General features: G+C 43.2%; 17 protein-coding genes and 1 other RNA gene. 9 read left to right on the forward strand and 9 right to left on the reverse strand.

Annotated elements, in window-relative coordinates; translation table 11 throughout:
• Positions 1 to 151: 151 nt before the first annotated feature.
• From LT679_RS04150 to rnpB, 5 genes are all read left to right on the forward strand, one after another.
• Positions 152 to 619 carry a DinB family protein gene (locus LT679_RS04150; protein WP_232175786.1) on the forward strand — a complete coding sequence of 156 codons (468 nt, stop codon included), beginning with the start codon at positions 152 to 154 and terminating at the stop codon, positions 617 to 619.
• 27 nt (positions 620 to 646) lie between these two features.
• Positions 647 to 1,063, forward strand: coding sequence for a hypothetical protein (locus LT679_RS04155; RefSeq protein ID WP_232175788.1), 417 nt, complete (start codon positions 647 to 649; stop codon positions 1,061 to 1,063).
• Positions 1,064 to 1,720, forward strand: a complete 657-nt coding sequence (locus LT679_RS04160; RefSeq protein WP_232175790.1) for an SCO family protein — start codon at positions 1,064 to 1,066, stop codon at positions 1,718 to 1,720.
• Complete coding sequence (locus LT679_RS04165; protein WP_232175792.1) at positions 1,717 to 2,136, forward strand: c-type cytochrome; 420 nt, start codon at positions 1,717 to 1,719, stop codon at positions 2,134 to 2,136. The genes LT679_RS04160 and LT679_RS04165 overlap by 4 nt, the downstream gene beginning before the upstream one ends.
• 33 nt (positions 2,137 to 2,169) lie before the next feature.
• An RNA gene (gene rnpB, locus LT679_RS04170) (RNase P RNA component class A) lies at positions 2,170 to 2,547 on the forward strand.
• 100 nt (positions 2,548 to 2,647) lie between these two features.
• Here the strand turns inward: rnpB and LT679_RS04175 are convergent.
• Positions 2,648 to 3,253, reverse strand: coding sequence for a porin family protein (locus LT679_RS04175; RefSeq protein ID WP_232175794.1), 606 nt, complete (start codon positions 3,251 to 3,253; stop codon positions 2,648 to 2,650).
• Between the two features lie 552 nt (positions 3,254 to 3,805).
• Between LT679_RS04175 and htpG the strand changes: the two genes are divergently transcribed.
• From htpG to LT679_RS04190, 3 genes are all read left to right on the forward strand, one after another.
• Positions 3,806 to 5,689: a molecular chaperone HtpG gene (gene htpG, locus LT679_RS04180; RefSeq protein WP_232175796.1), complete on the forward strand. Its 1,884-nt coding sequence runs from the start codon at positions 3,806 to 3,808 to the stop codon at positions 5,687 to 5,689.
• A gap of 69 nt (positions 5,690 to 5,758) precedes the next feature.
• Positions 5,759 to 6,118, forward strand: coding sequence for a hypothetical protein (locus LT679_RS04185; protein WP_232175798.1), 360 nt, complete (start codon positions 5,759 to 5,761; stop codon positions 6,116 to 6,118).
• Positions 6,119 to 6,295: 177 nt separating this feature from the next.
• Positions 6,296 to 6,796 carry a DUF4251 domain-containing protein gene (locus LT679_RS04190; RefSeq protein WP_232175800.1) on the forward strand — a complete coding sequence of 167 codons (501 nt, stop codon included), beginning with the start codon at positions 6,296 to 6,298 and terminating at the stop codon, positions 6,794 to 6,796.
• On the opposite strand, the gene eutC is transcribed toward LT679_RS04190, so the two are convergent.
• The 3 genes from eutC to eat are packed head-to-tail and all read right to left on the reverse strand — an operon-like array spanning position 6,797 to position 10,278.
• A complete protein-coding gene (gene eutC, locus LT679_RS04195) occupies positions 6,797 to 7,552 on the reverse strand; it encodes an ethanolamine ammonia-lyase subunit EutC (protein WP_232175801.1) in 756 nt (251 codons plus the stop codon).
• Complete coding sequence (locus LT679_RS04200) at positions 7,549 to 8,925, reverse strand: ethanolamine ammonia-lyase subunit EutB (RefSeq protein WP_232175803.1); 1,377 nt, start codon at positions 8,923 to 8,925, stop codon at positions 7,549 to 7,551. Before LT679_RS04200 ends, eutC begins: the two co-directional genes overlap by 4 nt.
• Positions 8,926 to 10,278: an ethanolamine permease gene (gene eat / locus LT679_RS04205; protein ID WP_232175805.1), complete on the reverse strand. Its 1,353-nt coding sequence runs from the start codon at positions 10,276 to 10,278 to the stop codon at positions 8,926 to 8,928.
• A gap of 127 nt (positions 10,279 to 10,405) precedes the next feature.
• On the opposite strand from eat, the gene LT679_RS04210 reads away from it, so the two are divergent.
• Positions 10,406 to 11,470, forward strand: coding sequence for a hypothetical protein (locus LT679_RS04210; RefSeq protein ID WP_232175808.1), 1,065 nt, complete (start codon positions 10,406 to 10,408; stop codon positions 11,468 to 11,470).
• 50 nt (positions 11,471 to 11,520) lie between these two features.
• Here LT679_RS04210 and LT679_RS04215 read toward each other — a convergent pair whose 3' ends face one another.
• From LT679_RS04215 to LT679_RS04235, 5 genes are all read right to left on the reverse strand, one after another.
• Entirely contained in the window at positions 11,521 to 13,476 is a 1,956-nt protein-coding gene (locus LT679_RS04215) for an OmpA family protein (protein ID WP_232175810.1), read from the reverse strand.
• 5 nt (positions 13,477 to 13,481) lie between these two features.
• Positions 13,482 to 14,447 (reverse strand): PorP/SprF family type IX secretion system membrane protein, encoded by a 966-nt coding sequence (locus LT679_RS04220; protein WP_232175811.1) that lies wholly within the window; start codon positions 14,445 to 14,447, stop codon positions 13,482 to 13,484.
• A 42-nt stretch (positions 14,448 to 14,489) separates the two neighbouring features.
• Positions 14,490 to 18,635: a CshA/CshB family fibrillar adhesin-related protein gene (locus LT679_RS04225; RefSeq protein WP_232175813.1), complete on the reverse strand. Its 4,146-nt coding sequence runs from the start codon at positions 18,633 to 18,635 to the stop codon at positions 14,490 to 14,492.
• Between the two features lie 240 nt (positions 18,636 to 18,875).
• Entirely contained in the window at positions 18,876 to 19,964 is a 1,089-nt protein-coding gene (locus tag LT679_RS04230) for an SGNH/GDSL hydrolase family protein (RefSeq protein ID WP_232175815.1), read from the reverse strand.
• A gap of 99 nt (positions 19,965 to 20,063) precedes the next feature.
• Entirely contained in the window at positions 20,064 to 20,627 is a 564-nt protein-coding gene (locus LT679_RS04235; RefSeq protein WP_232175816.1) for a UbiX family flavin prenyltransferase, read from the reverse strand.
• Positions 20,628 to 20,751: the final 124 nt, after the last annotated feature.

Genomic DNA, 20,751 nt, shown 5'->3' on the forward strand with positions numbered 1-20,751 from the left:
ACTTTAAAGCTTTCATAATTGGTAGTTTTAACAATATAAAATTACTCTCACACTGTCAACTCAGTGTACAATTTATATTATTAGATTGTTAATTAGCGAATGCTGACATTGCTACAACTTTCAAAACAGGCTATAGCGTTAACTTTGTTGCATGTCTATCTTAAAAAAGCACTTCAGCACTTTGTTTAAATACGATTGCGAGAGCAATGAAAAATTTATAAATCTGCTAAACCAGCCAGGTGCTCCTCAGCAAGCTATAAAATTAATGGCCCACCTGCTCATGACGCAGCATACCTGGTTAAACCGCTGCAAGGGTTTGGAAAACCCGCCTGACCTGCAAGTTTGGCCTGGTTGGAAACCCGTGGTATTTATGCCCACTTTGACGCAAAACCACGACGATTGGACGGTATTTTTAGCAAATGTTAAAGATGATGAATGGCTAAGGATCATCAATTATAAAACCACCCAGGGCGTGCCTTATGCCGATAGCCTAATGGATATAGTAACGCACGTAATTAACCATGGCACGCATCACCGTGCACAGATTGGCCAGTTGCTGAAAAACCAAAACAATGCACAGTTGCCAATTACAGATTACATCGCTTTTATCAGACAATAAGTTGCCTATATTTGAAGCACTTTGTTTATGAAGAAGATTATTTACCTGTTATTTATTCCTGCACTTTTCACCGCTTGCAACAGTCTTTCTGATGACAAAACGCAGGAGCGCAAACTGTTTGATGAAGTAATAAGCATCCACAACGAGGTGATGAACTACGAAGGTATGATACTTGAAAATAAAGCAAAGTTGGATACGCTGGCAAAAACTCAGGTAGATAAGTCTGTTCAGGATTCGGCGCTTGCGTTAAGCGAAAATTTGAACATAGCGGATGCCGCTATGAGCGAATGGATGCACCAATTTGAGCCCGACTACTCACAAAAAACGCATGAGGAAGCGATGAAGTATCTTGCTGATCAAAAAGCAAGCATAACACAAGTTGATTCAGTCACAAAAAAAGCCATCAAAGCTTCATGGCAATTTTTATCAAATCACAAACAGTAAATGAAGAGATATTTTACCGCGATTGCAGCCGCTGCATTATTTTTTGCCGCTTGCAAATTCAACGATAATAACGGAAGGAAAGCTTTACCCATTTACGGCGAACGCGATGCTGTTACTAAAACAGTAGATGGTAAACAAGTAACGGATACAGTGTATCATACCATCCCCTCGTTCGGCTTTGTAAACCAGTATGGAGATAGTGTCACCAATAAAAGTCTCGACGGCAAAATTTTTGTGGCTGATTTCTTTTTTACAACCTGCCCGTCAATATGCCCGGTGATGCACCGTAATATGCTGAATGTTTACAAGGCATTTAAAGATGCAGGAGATGTAAGTATTATTTCGATGACCATTGATCCGAAGTATGACAGCGTGCCAGTTTTAAAAAAATATGCCGACGCGCTGAACATTAAGGGTAACATGTGGTGGCTTGTTCAGGGTAAAAAAGAAGAAACTTATAATCTGGCGACGAGCTACCTCGTTACTACTCCCCGCGAGGACGAAAAAGAAAAGTTTATCCACGATGGATATTTTATTTTGATAGACAAGCAAAAACGCATCAGGGGATCATACATCGGCACTGATGAAAAAGAAGTTGCTAAGCTTATTGAGGATATTAAAACACTACGTGCAGAGCCCGATCAGCAAGCCAAATGAAAAAAGCTTTAGCAGTTTTTGTTCCGCTGTTGGTAATTATAGTTGCGGCTGTATCATGTCAAAACCAGGATCAGTTGGAGTATGCGCGATACTATACCGGCGGTAAACTCATCTATCAGCAAAAATGCCAAAACTGCCACGGCAGCAAAGGCGAAGGCTTATCTGCCCTTATACCGCCGTTAACCGATACATTATACTTAAAACAAAACAAAGCCAAGCTGGCTTGTTTTGTGCAAAACGGCATGAGCGGTTTCATCCGCGTATCAGGCAAAATGTATGACAATAAGATGCCTCCATCAGGCCTCAGCCCTATCGAGATAGCTCAGGTTGTAACTTATATTGGCAATTCATTCGGCAATAAAATGCGATTGATTGATGTTAAGCAGGTGGAAGTCGACCTTAAAAAATGCGACTAACGTAGGCATAACGCCAAAAAGCTTATCTTTGTGATTGCAAAACGTTCTATCGCTCCGTGTTTACGCGGGGAGGAAAGTCCGGGCAACGCAGAGCATCCTGCTTCCTAACGGGAAGGCGCCGGCAGCCGGCGACAGCAAGTGCCACAGAGAATATACCGCCCGCAAGGGTAAGGGTGAAAACGTGAGGTAAGAGCTCACGGCTTTTTCGGGTGACCGGAATTGCGGTAAACCTCAGGAGTTGAAAGACCAAATAGGTCCTGATCAGTGAAGTTGCTCGCTTCCGTACCGGCTTTAGCTGGTCATCAGGATGGGTAGGTTGCTAAGAGCTTGTTAGCAATAGCAAGCCCAGATTAATGATAGAAGCCATAAGCAATTATGGAACAGAACCCGGCTTACACTTTTGCTGCTGATATAAAACCCCTTTCGAGTAAAGGGGTTTTTTGTTTAATTGGCATAAAAAGAAAAAGCGCCACAATCAGGCGCTTTTCACAAAAATCAAGATCAAATCTGATTACATCGAGAATATTTTATAAGCCAATGTGAGATTGAATAAGTTGATGCGTGCTTTTGAATTGCCTTCGTTGTAGGTTTGCTTGGTTAATCCATATTCGTATCGCAGGTCTATAGATAAGTCCTGAATATCGACGCCTGCACCCAGTTGCCATGCAAAATTTTGGTTTTTAACATCTCTTAATCTAACGGCGTCAGAAAAGGCACCACCAAAATTTTGACTATCGTTGATTTTAAAGGAAATCAATGGCCCTGTGTAAAATCTACCACCAAAACCCAGAGCACCTACTTTAGAACCTACCAATAGAGGAACATCAATGCTGGTAAATTTAACCCTGTTTACATTTCCGTTATCATCTTCTATATTTACGTTCTTACCGGTCAAATAAAGCTCCGGTTGAAAATGGAAGCCTAAGCCACCTACCCTCGCCCAAAAACCACCAAGGTAACCTGCGCGGTTAGAACCGTCGAAATTGTTGTTTGACAAGCTGAAGCTTGACAGGTTGACACCGGCTTTAGCGCCAAACTGAAAGTTGGGTATAAGCTGTGCCGAAGCGAAATGGGCAACGCCAAAGAGGAGCGCCGCTATTAAAGTAAATTTTTTCATGAGAGGTTTATTTGTTTAACAAAGTGATTGAAAATTTGTGCTAAGTAACAGCAAATACATGAAAAATGTGTGATATTTTTACTTGAAATAAATAACATTTTAAACCTGCATGTTACAAACACCAGCTATTGATCCGCTTAAAAATTATAATAAGGCCAAAAGATATTTTAAATACGGTATGTTGTCGATTGTAGCAATGATTTTATTAACTCAACTTGATAAGATCACACATCATTACTACTCTGGATATAAGATTTCGGTGTTCTTTGCAGCTCTCTTAATACTTACACCTTTCTTTTTGCTTCTCTATTACACATTTGTAGGAGGTTATTTCCTGTTAAAAAGTTTTTTTAAAGAAAAGCCCGTACGATCGAAGGTCATTTACCTTTTTGGATATGGTCTGTTTCTGAGCTTGTTTCTCGCGCTCATAAGTGATATTATTAAATATTTACTTTAATCAACACTGCCAATTTGACAAGCGAATCCACTTTGGAACAGGCATTGATATTTGCCAGTTACTGATCATTATTAAAATTATAACATTATAAAATTATGCAAGAAAAAGGCACAATTTCAATCCACACCGAGAACATCTTCCCGATAATTAAAAAATTCCTTTACTCTGATAACGAGATATTTCTGCGCGAGCTGGTATCTAACGCGGTTGATGCTACTCAAAAGCTAAAGCGCCTTTCATCATTAGGCCAATACAATGGCCCGGTTGATAACCTGCGTGTTGAGGTTGCGTTTGATAAGGATGCCAAAACCATCACCATATCTGACAATGGTATTGGTATGACGGCAGAAGAGATCAAGAAATATATCAACCAAATAGCATTCTCAGGCGCTACTGAGTTTATGGAAAAATTCAAGGAAGCTAAGGATGCCAATGAGATCATCGGTCGTTTTGGCTTGGGCTTCTATTCGGCGTTCATGGTTGCCGATAAGGTGGAGATACAAACCCTGTCCTACCAGGACGGTGCTAAACCGGCTTTCTGGGTATGCGATGGCAGTACCGAATTTGAAATTGGCGATGGTGTTTTGGAAGAACGCGGTACTGAGATCACCTTGTACATCAACAGTGAATCTGAAGAATTTTTAGACAAGCACAAGCTTCAGCAGATATTGGACAAGTACTGCAAATTTTTACCAGTGCCAATTAAATTCGGCACTAACGAGCAGGAAGAAGAAGATGGCGTTGATGAGGAAGGAAAACCAAAATACAAAACCATCGAGGTTGACAACATCATTAACGATACCAACCCAATATGGACGAAAGCGCCTAACGAATTAAAGGATGAAGATTATCTTAAATTTTACAAAGAGCTTTATCCGTTCTCAGAAGATCCGCTGTTTTGGATACACCTTAACGTTGATTATCCGTTCAACCTTACCGGTGTACTGTACTTCCCTAAGCTTAAAAACGATTTTGAGATACAGCGTAACAAAATTAAACTATTCTCTCGCCAGGTGTTTATTACCGATGAGGTGAAGGATATTGTACCTGAATTTTTGATGCTATTACATGGCGTTATTGATTCGCCAGATATTCCGCTTAACGTATCGCGTAGCTTTTTGCAGGCCGATAGCAACGTTAAAAAGATCAACAACTATATCACTAAAAAAGTAGCCGATAAGCTTACAGAGATATTTAAGCAAGACCGTAAAGCTTATGAAGAAAAATGGAGCGACATTGGCCTGTTTGTGAAATATGGATTTGTAAGCGAAGATAAATTCTATGAAAAAGCTAAAGACTTTGTTTTGCTGAGCAACACCGCAAACGAAAACTTCACCCTTAACGAGTACAAGGAAAAGGTAGAAGCTACTCAAACGGATAAGGATGGCCAACTGGTTTACCTATACACAAATGACGCGGCAAAACAGGATTCATTTATCCAGTCGGCCAATAAAAAAGGCTACGATGTGTTGCTGATGAATTCTCCTATTGATAATCACTTTATCAGCCACCTGGAGCAGAAGCTGGAGAAGACCTCACTTAAACGCGTTGATGCTGACGTTGCAGACAAGTTGATAAAAAAGGATGACGCGCCGGAAACCGTACTGAGCGAGGAGCAAACTACAAAGGTTAAGGACATCTTTACTAAGGCTATCAATAAACCCGCTTATCGTGTTGAACTGGAAAGCCTAAACCCTGACGAGTTACCGGTAACCGTTACTATGGACGAGTTTATGCGCCGTATGAAAGACATGGCTGCTATGGGCGGTGGCATGGGTTTTTACGGCAATATGCCGGATAATTATAAAGTTATTGTAAACGGTAACCATAAACTGATCAGCAGGATATTGGAAGCTGAAAGCGATGATACACAATCGCAATTGGCAAAACAAGCCTTTGATTTAGCGTTGCTATCTCAGGGTTTATTAACAGGGCCTGAACTTACTGAATTTGTTAACCGCAGCGTTAATTTGATATAAGTAATTTGATCATTTAAAATAGAGCCTTTCTGTATATGCGGAGAGGCTCTTTTACTTTATTGATATTGTATGGATACTACACGATTCAGGGATGAGAATAAGGGCTTGTCAGAATTTCAAACCAGAGTTTCGGTTGAATGCCCGATGTGTGGTAGGCAAGCATACGCGACAGTTAGCTACGAGACTAAGGTAGCTCGACTAATATGTGCACAATGCGGATATAATAAAACAGATGATATTACATCAAAACAATTCAAAGCCATTACTTTTATAAAAGCGGCACATGGTTATTTTGACGCCCGATTGTGGTATCAGCATCCTTTTAAGGATGATGTATTTGGGCTTATAATGATGAACATCTGCAATATCTGGAAAATTATATTGGCGCCAAACTCAGGGAGTACCACGATCGTACAGGTTTCACACTGATAGAGCGGTTACCCAAATTTTATCATGATGCCAAAAACCGAAAAGAGCTATTAAAAATAATTACATATTTAAAAAGTAAACCTAAATGAGTTAAATAACTGTAAGTCAAAAAATAAAAGCTGATGTAAGCAACTTATCTTTAAACCATTTGTTAGTATTAATATCTAATTCATAACCATGAAAACGATAACCAAACTTTTATTTATAGCCTTATTGGGTTTAACTGTAAGCACCGCATATGCCCAAAATAGCAAAGCCGACAAAAAAGCAAAACAGGAACAGGCGGTAAAAGCCCAGGTTGATTCAACAAAATACAGGTTTGTGGCTCAATGGATGAATCCGCTGGGTGGCCGCCAGGTGTTTCTTACCCCAGCCAATTATTACGACATTAAAATCCGTAAGGATTCGGTAATAGCATACCTTCCGTATTTTGGCCGTGTTTACATGAATGCGCCGGTGGGTGGCGAAGATGGCGGCATTAAATTTACCTCTACCAAGTTTGATTATAAGGTTACCTCGAAAAAAGATCGTTGGCAGATAACCATCAATTTTAAAGATACCCGCAAAGCACGCCGTTTAACTATGGATGTGTTTAAAAATGGTTCGGCTACTGCCAATATCATCAGCGATAACCGCGACCCGGTTTACTTCCAGGGTAACATTGATATTAAGATTTAATCAGGGAAAGTATCGTTCATCGCTATCGTCCTTAAGCTGCACGCCCGAAAGTTGCTTACGAAAAGCCTGGCGTATCAGGTAAAATATTTTTTCTGCCGCCATGTGTATGGGCAAACCTTGCGGGCGGATATTTGATACACAATTTCGGCTATCATCCGTCAACCCCTGTTTGGGTGAAAAGGTGATGTAAGCCCCCATACTGTCCGCTGCGCTCAAACCCGGCCGCTCGCCAATTAATATAAGTGAAAGCCTGGCGTTAAGTGCAGCGCCAATATCATCGCCTATAGCTACTCTACCCTGTTCAACAAGGCATATTGGCGCCAGTTGCATTTTAGCCGCTTTAAACATTGGTATAACTGACGCTAAAAAATCAATCATGTTTTGATTGATGGCCGTGGCTGAAAGTCCGTCAGCAATAACGATCACTATATCATACTTACCCTTGTTCGCCTGCAGGATTTCATTTGAAACATCATCTGTTCTCCTACCTAAGTCCGGACGCTGTAAATATTGTTCGCGATACGAGGCCCGGCTGCTGATATTGAGCACGGGTAAATTAAACCGGGTTAATTCGCTATTAAGTTTATCCACATCAAGCCTGGAATAAACGGCATCCCGCGCGTGCGCGTGCGCCAGCTTAAATTCGAGCGAGTTATGTACCGGTATGCTACTGCCTGTACGGCCTATCGCTATCCGCGCCGACGTAAATTTCTTCAGCTTGTCCCATAGGTTCTGTTTATATAAATCGTCGCTCATAAGTTAGCAGCCTTTAGCAAACGGTTACGGCTATCTGATATCAGCATTCCTTTATCATCTATAATGTCATGCTTTAATAACCATGCTTCAAATTCGGGGGCAGGCTTTAATCCAAGCATTTTACGTATATACAACGCATCATGAAAAGAAGTCGATTGATAATTCAACATAATATCGTCGGATCCGGGAATGCCCATAATAAAGTTGCAACCCGCTATGCCGAGCAAGGTTAATAAATTGTCCATATCATCCTGATCTGCTTCGGCATGATTGGTGTAGCAAATATCAACTCCCATGGGCAAACCCAGTAACTTGCCGCAAAAATGATCTTCGAGCGCCGCACGGATGATCTGCTTACCGTCATACAAATATTCAGGCCCTATAAAACCGACCACTGTGTTAACCAGTAATGGGTTAAACTTACGAGCTATAGCATACGCTCGAGCTTCACAGGTTTGCTGATCGGCACCGTGATTCGCGTTGGCCGAAAGCGCACTGCCCTGCCCGGTTTCAAAATACATTACATTTTGGCCTATGGTACCACGATTCAACGCAAGGGCGGCTTCATAGGCTTCTTCAATAATCTTAATATTGATACCGAAACTCTTATTGGTTAACTCCGTGCCGCCTATTGATTGAAAACACAAATCAACCGGCGCTCCGTTTTCCATTAGGCCAATTGTTGTGGTAACGTGGTTAAGTACGCAGCTTTGCACGGGTATATCAAACCGTTGGCGTAATTCATCCACCAGGTTAAGCAGGTTTGCAGTTACAGCAGGGCTATCGGTTGCCGGGTTTATGCCAATAACCGCATCGCCGCTTCCGTACAAAAGCCCGTCAATTATACTGGCCGTGATACCCCGCGCATCATCTGTTGGATGATTAGGCTGCAAACGCGTTGAAAAGTGACCTTTTAAACCAATGGTGTTACGAAAACGGGTTATAACCCGGCATTTACTCGCCACGGCAATTAAATCCTGATTGCGCATGAGTTTTGATACCGCCGCTGCCATTTCCGGCGTAACGCCTAAGGCTATGTGCCGTAAAACAACTTCGTCTACATCATCCCGCAACAGCCAATCTCTAAAACCACCTACAGTAAGGTGGCTAATCATGCCGAATGCTTGTGCATCATGGCTGTCGATAATCAATCTTGTTACGTCATCAAATTCATATGGGATAATCGCCTCGTTCAAAAAATTTTTCAGGTAAACGTTGCTAAGCGCTATCTGTGCTGCCACAAGTTCTTGGTAGGTTGCGGCGGCAACGCCTGCCAGCACATCACCGCTACGGTGTGGCGATGCTTTAGCCAGCAAGTCCTTCAGGCCGTTAAACCGGTAAACATGGTTATTTATGGTATACCGGTAGCTCATTTAATCTTTTGTGTTTGATATCATCGGCGATTGCAGCAAATCATCGTGTGTTACTTTTAACTTGTGTTTACCCATTATGATAAACAACACCAGGGATGTCAGTAAACCCGTGATGAAAATTAAACTTATTCCGAGATTAAAGTACATGATAGTCAGTAAACACACCGAAGCGATAGTTAGCGCGATAGCCGGAAAAATTGGGTACACCGGCGACTTAAAGGGCCGCTCCAGATGTGGTTCTTTTTTGCGTAAGATGAATAAACTTACCATGCTGATGATGTACATGAGCACCGCCCCCATTACTGACATGATGATGATCTGGCTGGTGGTTCCTGTAAATAAGGCAACTGCACTTACTACACCACCGGCTACTATTGCCCAATGCGGTGTTTTGAACCTGGTGTTTACCTTTGATAGTTTGTGGGGCAGATATCCACTGCGCGACATGGCAAATACCTGCCTTGAAGAGGCCAATATGGTACCATGAAACGAAGCGATTAAACCAAAAAGACCTATACTGGCGAATATTTTAGTCCAACCGCTGCTACGGCCTAAAACTATTGCTATAGCTTCAGGTAACGGATAATCAAGATGGCTTAGCTTCCGCCAGTCTGTTATACCACCGGTTAAAACCATTACACCAATTGCTAAAAGCACCAGTGTAAGCATGGCTGAGATGTAGCCTTTAGGAATATTGCTTTTGGGATTGTCAACCTCTTCGGCTACCTGTGCTACGCCTTCTATTGCTAGATAAAACCAAACGGCAAAAGGTAAGGCCGCTAGCATGCCACTCATTTTTACCGGCGTAGAATTGGCGAGGTAATTTTCCATTTTAAAAGATGGAGCTACAATCCCCATAAACAGAAGCAGTTCTGCTACCGCCAGCAAGGTGATAAATACGGAGAAAGCTGCCGACTCCTTAATACCGGATATATTAAGCAGTATAAAAACCACATTGAAAAATAATGCAGATACTAAAATGGATATATCCGGATATAAAAAGTGCAAATAACTGCCTAATGCAAAGGCAATACCCGGTGTCGCAAATAAAAACTCTACCAATGTAGCATAACCCGCTATTAAACCGCCAATAGGCCCTGTAGCGCGATAGGCGTAAGCGAAAGCGCCGCCGGCATGTGGTATTGCGGTTGTAAGTTCGGTATAACTAAAAATAAAGGTTACATACATCAATGTAACTACTGCGGTGGTTATTAAAAAGCCCACGGTACCCGCTTCGTGCCATCCATAGTTCCAGCCGAAATATTCTCCGGATATAACCAGGCCCACGGCAATTGCCCACAGTTGTAAAGGCTTTAATACTTTTTTTAGTTGCACTGAACCGGATTGCTCCATGCTTTTGAATTGTGATGACGCTAATGTCGCTTTTAAGTTAATTAAAGCATTTTTTATTAGCAATATTTAAAAAACATTTGCATCATTATATTTTCTGCTACATTTATAAAACCATTATGAATGCCTTATGGATACCTATCAACTTGCCGCATTAGAGGCCCGCATACAAACCTGGAAACAAAATTTTGGCGGTTCACAGTTAACTGAAGCCGACGTTGAAGAACTTGCTGTTCTACTTAAGGATACTTACCTGGAGTTACGCGCTGCAAATCTGAGCGATGACGAAGCCTGGCTGGTAGCTACCCATAGAATTGGCCGGCCGGAAACAGTTACGGTTCAGGAGCAAAAACCGTTAACCGGCAATGCAAACCGCAACTGGATGATGATGCTTTGGGGCGCTGTAGGTGTTTTAATTTTGCAGGCAATATTTATCGTAATGCCACAGGTTTTCAACCAAACGGTTGTCAGCGTATTTCAGCCCGATAATAGCGATAGCTTCATCAAGAACGAATATTACGCCATGGCTGTAATATTATTTGTGCTGTTTATTTTGGTAACGCTGCGCAGTGGTTACTTTATTAACCGTTTTACCAATTCACTTACCAAAAATGCATCGTTATACGCCATAGTAGCTATCGTTGCCGGTTTGTGGGCGGGCTTTTGCAGTTACATAACCTTTGTTAAGTACCCTATGGCGGCCACCATCAACGGCTATAGCGATGATACCCGTACCGCTTTTAGTGTATTGATGTTTGGCTTTTACTTTCCGCTGATATTCGTTGCCGCGTTTGCTACTATCCGTTACTATGCTCGTGAGAGTGTTACGTTTAAGGAGTTTAATCGTAACATTAATTGGAAACATGCTTTAATACTGGGTTTGCTTGCGCAAACGCCCATACAATTTTCGCATATATTTAGTGGTAGCGATGCCGTAAGAGCAACGGTGATCATTAGCCTTTCCGTATTATTATTTTCGATTATAGGCTGGATGCTTAGCTATTCTAAAAACGCGTTCAGTACTATTTTTGCAGCTCAAATAGCCCCATTATTCATCTGGATTATGGGAAGCGTAATGAATGAACAAGCACGATTTATTTTCTTTATCTTTTACATTACCAAGGTAATTGCATTGATATCCAGCTATTACATAGGTAAAACCCGCCACCAGCCCGAAGTTGCGCTGGCTCAATAAAACAAAAGGCCTTACCGATAACAGTAAAGCCTTTTGTTTAGGTTTACTTATTACATTTTGATAATAGTGAATTCGGTGCGGCGGTTAAGCTGGTGATCTGCATCACTGCATTTTACACCATTTTTACAACGGTTTAGTAAGCGGCTTTCTCCATAGCCACGGGCAACTATCCGCCCCTCATCAATATTGCCCTTATCCAAAATATAGTCTACCGCTGCATTCGCTCGTTTGCGGGATAGTTCCATATTATAATCATCATCACCCCTGCTATCGGTATGCGAGCCCAATTCTATCTGTATAGTTGGGTTATCCTGTAATATCTTAATCAGTTTATCCAGCTCTATTGCAGCGTCAGGCCTTATCTCCCATCTGTCAAAGTCGTAATAAATGTTCTCCAGCCGGATGGCTTTATTTAACACGATTTTCTCCAGGTAAAGGTCTTTTTTTAGGGTCTGCGAATTAGTAAGTCCGCTGGTACTTACTTGTTCGTTATCACTTAAATACCCTTGTTTTTCAGCACGCAGGTTATAATTACTGTTTTGCCTGATGCTAAAGCTATAGTAACCGGTATTATTGGTAATTACAATGGCGCCGCCGCTCAAGCCCACCTTTGCATTGTATACCGGCTGCCGCGTACCCTTTTCGTATACTATACCCTCTAAACGCAGGTTAAGTTCTGGCTGTTGGTTAAAGCTGTAAATGTCATCACTGCCTACCCCGCCTAAACGGTTTGACGACAGGTAACCTGTACGGCCGTTATAAATTACGTATGAAAAATCATCACGCGGAGAATTGGTTGGATATTGCAGGTTCTCGGGTTTCGCAAAGGTAAAATCACCGGTTTTAAAGGCTCTAAAAACATCAAGCCCACCCATGCCGATTAAACCGTCGGTAGAGAAATACAAATTACCTTCAGCATCTATAAAGGGTGTGCGCTCGCTTCCTGCCGTATTTATGCTCTGCAGGTTTACAGGCATTTGCCAGTTTCCAGCTTCGTCTTTTACGCAATAGTAAATATCCGTAGCACCCATTCCACCCGGCATGTCTGATACAAAATACAGCGTGCTTCCGTCGGCCGAAATAAACGGATCGCCAACGGAATACTTTTTCTCATTATTAAACTTGAAGGGTACAGGCTTAGTCCACTTGCCGGCAGCATCTTTTTTGCTGAAGTATACCTCAAGCCTGAATGTTTTAATGCCTGACAGATCCTTACTCCAGTTACGAGGTACGCGCGTAATGGTGTAGTACATTTCATTACCATCAGCGGTGAATGAAGCGGGCCCGGTATGGTAAGCCACATTGTTTACTATGGGAAATAAGCGCCCGCTATCCGCATTGGCTGATTCATACAAATGCAGGTAACCATTACCTGTCCAGCCGTATTGCCTTTTATCAGGTGCTTTTGCTCCATCGAATTTAAAAAATGGTTCATCATCCTTAGTGACATTTCGGGTAAAGCGGCTTTCGCGATCTGAAACAAAAACCAACTGATCGTTATATTTCCGGGCGCCCCAATCAGCGTAGGTGCTGTTTAGCAACTGCTCATTTTTCACCTGTACAGGAGTCGGATTTTTCATCCATTTTAATGCCGAATCGCAAGCATCCGTCCAGAATTTAAGTTGCGTTTTATCTATTACTTTATCCGATGCGTAGTATTTGCCAAACTGCCGTTTAGCCTCGGCATACTTCCCGTTATTTTTAAGAACCTCGGCATAGCGGTAAATGTTGGCATTATTGCTTTCAGGTATCACAACTGTTTTTTCATACCAAATTTCCGCCTCCGGGTAATCATGCATCATTCGGTACGAGTTAGCCAGGCGTTCTACGATATGCAACGACGATGAATCGCGCTTGTAAGCATCAAGGTATAATTCAGCCGCTTTCTTGTAGTTATACAAATTATATTGTTCGTCAGCTTGCTTTAATACGTTTTGTGCGCCAGCTACTTTAACAGTAAAAAGCAGCGCTGTAAAAAGTCCGATTTTGGTCAATGCTCTTTTCATCTGCTTTAAAAATATCTTGGCGTTAACATCCGGCTTTGTTTGGTTTTAAAGTAGATACCAATGGATATCTCATGCGTACCGCCATCATAACCGCGCAGCGGGCCGATTGAAAAATCGTAACCATAACCTATACGCAGATAAGGGTTGGGGAAAAATTCTGCCGCTGCTATGATAGAATTGAGCGGGCTCAGGTCATTTTGAAGGTAGCTTTTGTCATACAACTTTACTGCTGTACGGTATGATCCACCCAGCCATAATTTCTCGCCAAGTAATATAAAGGCATTAATATCTAAGCTCGTAGGCCCGCCGCGGTCGTCCTTTAAAAGGAAACTTGGCTTTACCATAATATCCTGATTTAATGGAAACAACATACCACCGGTAAGATAATAATGTGCCTTGGGCTGCGCTATATAGCCATCCTTACGTACATTGATATGCTGGGCTACCAGGTTATCAGCAGAGAGTCCCGCGTAAAATTTATTATCAGAGTAGTAAATACCCAGGCGGGCATCGGGCACTATAGTACTTTGCGTGCCGGTAAACATATCGGGTTCGGGGTCATTAGGGTTGAGTTTTGAACCATTCATGCCCAACTGCATCAGGCCCGCACCTAAACCGAACGCTAACCTCGAGCTTCCGTCCTCATTCATGCGCAAGCGATAGGCGTAGTTCGCGTATGCTGACAGATACTCCTGTGCGCCAAGCCTATCACTCGCCACCTGGAAAGCCAAACCAACATTGCCATTGTTAGCCGTCGCATCAACGGCTAATGACATGCTGCGCGGCGAACCCTCAACGCCAGTCCATTGCGCACGGTAATAAGCATGCAGGTTAAGGATCTCTTTATAACCAGCATAAGCGGGATTTATATAAATACCGTTAAACATATACTGGCTTTGCTGCGCATCCTGCTGGGCGTAGATTATACCGGTATTTATGAGTAGTAATAATATGGTTAAAAATCTTTTCATGTTATGTAGTTCACCAGCCCCTGAAAGCGGTTATTCATCAGCTTATTTTTTTAAACTCCTCATCAATGTAATGTAACCCTTATACACATTCCACTTACCCTGGCTATCCTGAACCTGCAGTATGTAATAATAAGTACCCTCATTTAATCCGGTACCGGCCCAATTATTCTGATAGTTGGTAGCCTTGTAAACTTCATTACCCCAACGGTTAATGATAGATAGTTTGTTTTGGCCATATTGCTCAAGGCCGCGTATTTCAAACACATCGTTAATGCCATCGCCATTTGGAGTAAATAAGGTTGGTATTTTAAACGGCGCGTTCGCATTAATAGTGAGGTTCACCGTTGCGGGGTTGGTGTAGTAACCATACAAGTCTTTAATACGATAAGTAAATGAATCGGTACCGGTATAACCATCATTTGGAGTATAAGTAACGGTTCCATCAGCACCTACCTGTACGGTGCCATGCTGCGGTTGTGTAAGTATTTCGATAGATTGCTGATCGAAGCTTGAATTACCCGCCAGGTCATTACGGTCAACGTCGATCACAACAGGTGTATTTCGTTGGGTTGATGCGTTATCGTTTACCGCTATCGGTGCCGGATCAACCGGAACATCTACTGTCGCGTTATCGCTTACAATGTTTCCTACAGGGTCAGTACTACTTACCGATGCATTATTGGTTACCTTACCTGCTTCTTTATCGGCTTGGGTTAGTGTATACCTGAATGTTAAAGTAGCCGTTCCACCAGGAATTAAGCCCCCAGCTGGAATGTTTACGACGGTGTTGGTAAGACCGAGATTGGTATCTGTAAGCGTTACATTGGTTAATGTAGCGTCGCCTGTGTTAGTAAAAGTGAACGTGTAGGTAATATAGTTGGCTGTAAACACACCTGTTTTTTCAAGCGATATTGCGCCAACCGGAGTAATGGTTACAATAGTCGGATCATCCGCAGCAGGTGTTGTAGGGTCGTCAGAACGTGTATCGCTCACCGGCCTTCCGGTTTGATCTGTACCCGCTACGCTGGCCTGATTGCTATAACTGCGGTTATTCACGTCAACCTGTGTGAGCGTATGCCTTGCGGTAACTGTACGCGAGGCGCCAGCGGCCAGCGTAGGTATGTTGGCCGGAGAAATACTACCCGCATCAGCCCCAACATCTGTAACAGCTAAGTTGGTGAGTGGCGTTTGGCCGGTGTTGGTTACTATCAGCGTGTAATTGATAACGTCGCCTGCCTTGCTGCCGGTATTGGTTGCTCTTTTGGTAAGGTTTACCGTTGCGGAATAAATAGTAATGGTTACAGTTACCGGATCAGACACCACACCATCCGGCGTGGTAAGCGTATAGGTATAGGTATCAATACCTGTATAACCTGAAACAGGTGTATAAACCACTTGCCCCTGCGCATTGACTGACGTAACGCCATGCTGGCCGGCTGTACTGGTAACGGTAGTACCAACACCACTTGCCCCATCGTTTGCTTTTACGTTTGTGGTAACGCTGGTATTAACCGGTGTAATATCGGTATCGTTAACCGGTACAGGTTTTACAGTGACGTTAACGGTTATTGGCGCCGATACAATACCATCCCGCGTAAGCGTGTAAGTGTAAACATCCCTGCCAACGTAGCCGTTAGCCGGTGTATAAATCACATTACCTTGCGCGTCAACCGTTGTAGTACCGTGCGCCCCGGCTTTAGGCGAAACTGTTGCACCTGTAGCCGCCGCTCCATCATTAGCCTTTACATTAGTGGTAACCGGCGTATTGATATTGGTTATGGCTTCATCATTTTCACCATCCGGTGTTATGTAGATATTTACGGTTATCGGGTCAGAAGATATGCCGTCCGCCGTGGTTAAAATATAGGTATATGTGTCAGTACCCGCATAACCCGGCTCCGGCGTGTAAGTTACGCGGCCTTGAGCATCTACGGTTGTATTGCCATGTATACCGTTGGTGGCGGTAACTGTAGTAGCCGTGGCATCCGTACCGTCGTTAGCTTTTACTATGGTCGTAACCGGGGTGCCTATAGCTGTGGTGTCACTGTCATTCACACCGGTTGGTTTCACTATTACTGATATCAGGGCAGGCAAACTCTCCGAACCGTAATTATCACGAATTGTATAAGAAAGCGGTATAGCCTTGCCTGCGAATGACGGCACCGGTGTAAAGGTTACCCGGCCGGTAGTTGTATTGGTAACGTAAGTGCCTTGCCCTGCTACGGTCACTGTTCTTTTTTTGGTATTGTCAATCGGGTCAACAATAAATACCTGGGCCGGATTAATGGTTCCATCTGCATCGGTATCATTACCCGGTATGTTTAAGGTAACGGCTACGCCGGCAGTTGTGGTGGCCGAATCGGCAACGGCAACCGGTATTTGGTTAAGCGCAAAGTTCACTCCGGTTATATCCAAACTTGTACCCGGCGTACTCACTCTTATTTGCAGGTTAGGTGTCCCGGTTTCGATACCCGTACCGCTAACGTTATTTGTACCGTATGCCTCGCCGGATGGTTTCCAGTTTACAGGCAGGTTGGCTGCAACCGCCGCCAACGTAGCGCCCGTATCAACGTTATTGGTTGATATGGCAACTGTGTAAGCACCGTTGTTGTTATTTGCCAGACTATATGTGCCGGTGCTGCTAACCGCAGCCTTTTGTACTACCCTGTTCGTTGCTGCATCAACCAGGTAAGCATACAGTTGGGAACCCGATACTTGTTGCAGTGGCGTACCCGAGATTGAACCGTTGCTGCCACCATTACCATCATTAAATACACTGCCCGATATAGTGATGCCGGTTATGTCTTTTAACCTGTAATCTTCCGTTTCGCCATCGGCGGCAAATGATGTACTGCGCTCATCAACGGCGGTTGATGGGTCATCAATTAGGTTTGTGGTGGTAATGCGAATACGTGAGTAAAGCAACCCTACCTTAATTCTGCCTGCGAACTGCGCATTAGGAAATGTAAGGGTAAAATTCTGATTTGTTGTATTAGCGGGAACGGTAGCACTTACCAGTTCACCTGGCTCAAACAAACCGTTACCGTTAAAATCGAGCCATATACGTAAAGCCGCAGGAACGTTTTTGGTATTCGTTACCGGAACATTAAATACAATATCACCGGCCTGGTTAACTTTCACTACAGGCAGGCTCGCTGGGTTTATTGTGTTTTCATCATTGTTTCCGGTATTATCGTCGCCATCAGCGTTAAGCGTTCCTTCCGGTTCGCCGTCCGGGTCAACGTTATCTTCTCCGATGTAAACGGTAGCACGTGCTACCAGCGGTGTAGTGGGATAATTTACTACGGCAAAGGTACCGTCACCATTAAAATAATTGGTTATCTGGAAATTCTCCATATAATGCCCGGTGTTGCCGTAGCCCAGCGGGTCATCTCCCAGATCAAAAGGCAATACGAATCCTATGGCCATAGCAGTAAGGCCGGATCCTTTCATGCTTACATCGTTGAGTTCGCGAGCGCCACGCGCAAACATTACCGCCTGCACGCCAAAGTTTCCCGGCGGCAGATTAGCGAAGAGCCTGAATGATCTGCCGGAATTACTTAATTGCATTTTATACTCGTTATCGGCAGCGTTGTTTTGCGTGCGTTTATTAAGCAGTTGCCATGCAATCGGATTAGGTGTATTAGCTGAAATGTATTCACCGCCCGCGTCAATAGATTCAGCATCGCCGATAATCATACCAGGATAAACTACGTCCGTCCAAACACCGTTTATCAGTATAAAAACTTTAATATCAATATCGAAAGTAGCTGTACCGCCATAGGGTGTAACTACGGCCGATGCCGCCACTCCCCTCGAATCGGGCTTAGGGCGATTATTACCTGAATATAACAGATCCAACCCGTCACTGGCGTAGCTACCCGGCGTGTAAGATTGCATCGGTTGATTGCCGCTGGTAACCAGGTTGCTGATTGTAGCCCTGATTTGCACCGTAGGCGAAAACTGCCATACATAGTTACCATTGGTGATGTTTTGTGCGCTTGATCCACTTGGCGAAGTAACCAGCGTACTGCCGGGAAGGGCGTTATCCCAGGTGAGCCAATAAACCGAGTTTACAAGGTTAGTGCCGGCTTCGCCGCCAATAGCATATTGGGCGTGGGCCTTATTGCTATATAAAAATATAGCTAAAAGTAGTACGAAAGTTTTGAGTAGGTACAGTTTTCTCATTTACGGACGTTAGGTATAAAAGAATTACGCACGTTCACCAGGATAACAATATGCCGTTTAAAATGTCAGTTTACTTCAGCGTTTAACTTAAAAAGGCAGCATTAACAAACAAAATACGGTAAAAATGCCGGGTTGATTATTTGTCGGTTAAGTACAGCTTTATACTGCAATTGGCTTAAAATGGTTACACTTTGGCGCTTTTTGGGCTGATAAAATTCGGCTTGTTTTATAAACCAACATCTACCATTTTATGTTTTTGTTGATGAACGTAATCAATTGATTAGCCATGGCTTGCTGTTCAGCTGCGTTAGGGTGTCCGGGCGTTTGCTTGTACGGAAAAAAGCAGGTGTATATTTTCTTGTCGTTGATATCTGCCGTAGCCTGCTTTATATAACCAGGCCATGGTGAACCCTCTTTAGTGGCATCCATATTACCAAGTGCGCATATAATGCTGGCGTCGGGGTATTTTGATCGTATGGTCTTTACAAAATTCCGGTAGGCATTAGTCAATTGTTCGGCAGTTGGCGGAGTTTTGCCAAAGCGTGATTTAAACTCAGGATTATCGGGCATATGCGTAATCCATGAATCATTTTGAAAAAGATTGATGATAACTATCTGGGGCTGATATTTTTCAAAATTCCATTTAACAGTGGAGTCATTCGCGTAAAGCCTGTCATACATCTCGGGCATAATAAGCGGAAACCAGCTAACGGTAATACCAATCCCGCTCTTGGATGTACTATGATAATCGGCATCAAAATGCCGTGCCGTAATTGCCGCGTAACTAATATAGCCATTTTCATAAGGCGAAGTCCCTCTATCCTTGCCCGATGTATCTTCAACCGCATAACCGCAGGTTATAGAGTTGCCAAACACTTCAATGCGGCGCTTTTTCGGCGAGGGCGCTTCTGTTAACTCTGCGCCTTTGTTGAACGAGAATTGGTAAAGCCAGGTGCGGCCCATACTCCATTCGGTTCGTTTAAACAATTCGAGTTCATGTTTGCCGTTAGGCAATTCTTCGGCAAGTGTATATTCATGTCTACCTTTTTGCGGATGCAAAATCTGTTTAATTTTACCGTCTACAATAACGTTGTAATAGTTGTCGCCGGCTTCATCGTTCAGCAACACCTTAGCTGACGTGCCTTTAAAATTTACTTTTACTGATGTTGCCGTCCATGACAGCATGGTGTTACTGTCGGTAACAGCTACCCGCCCCACGTAGCGGATATGCTGCAAGTCATCATTCTTTAGAATAACATTCTGCGCCGAGCATGATAGATATGTAACGCTTAGTAAGGCAGCGCTTAGGTATTGGTAAAGTTTATTCATATTGTTGCCGGTTAGGTACGACTATACAAATATAAAATATCCCGCTACTTTTAAGTCGCTGTTTTAAATTGCTTTGAGAGAATGCGGATAAATTACTTATTAGCTTTCTCCCCACCTGAAGCTATTGCTCTCTAACCCGATAAGGTCAACCACGCGATCAACCACCGTAAGCGCCACCTCTTCAATCGTTTTTGGTTTGCTGTAAAACGATGGAACGGCCGGACAAACTATTGCACCGGCCTCAGTCACTGTCACCATATTTCGTAATTGAATGAGGTTAAATGGTGTATCGCGAGCCACTAATATTAACTTACGCCGTTCCTTAAGTATTACGTCTGCCGCGCGGGTGGTCAGATCGTCAGATACCCCGCTGGCTATCCGGCCCAAAGTGCCCATAGAACAAGGAACAATTACCATCGTATCGAATCTGGCAGAACCCGATGCAAAAGGTGCGCTAAAGTCATACTTGTCGTAAAATTTAAATGGATAATTTTGATAATCATAGTTCTCCAATTCAACCCGCCAAACTTCGCGCGCATTGGTCGACATGATAATGCCAACCTCAGCTATCTGACCCTGCAATTGTTGTAATTTATCTAATAACAGCCGGGCATAAATGGCGCCGCTGGCTCCGGTAATGGCTATAACAATCTTTTTCTTCATAAACAGAATTGCAAGTATAACAAAAGCGGCGGGATAAAGTTGCGGCACAAAAAAAGGGTCGAATACTATGTACCCGACCCTACATCTACCTATGAAAAACATACCCTATGAGAGGGCACTACAA

This window comes from Mucilaginibacter roseus (assembly GCF_021215455.1).
In the GTDB taxonomy this organism is placed as follows: Bacteria; Bacteroidota; Bacteroidia; order Sphingobacteriales; family Sphingobacteriaceae; genus Mucilaginibacter; species Mucilaginibacter roseus.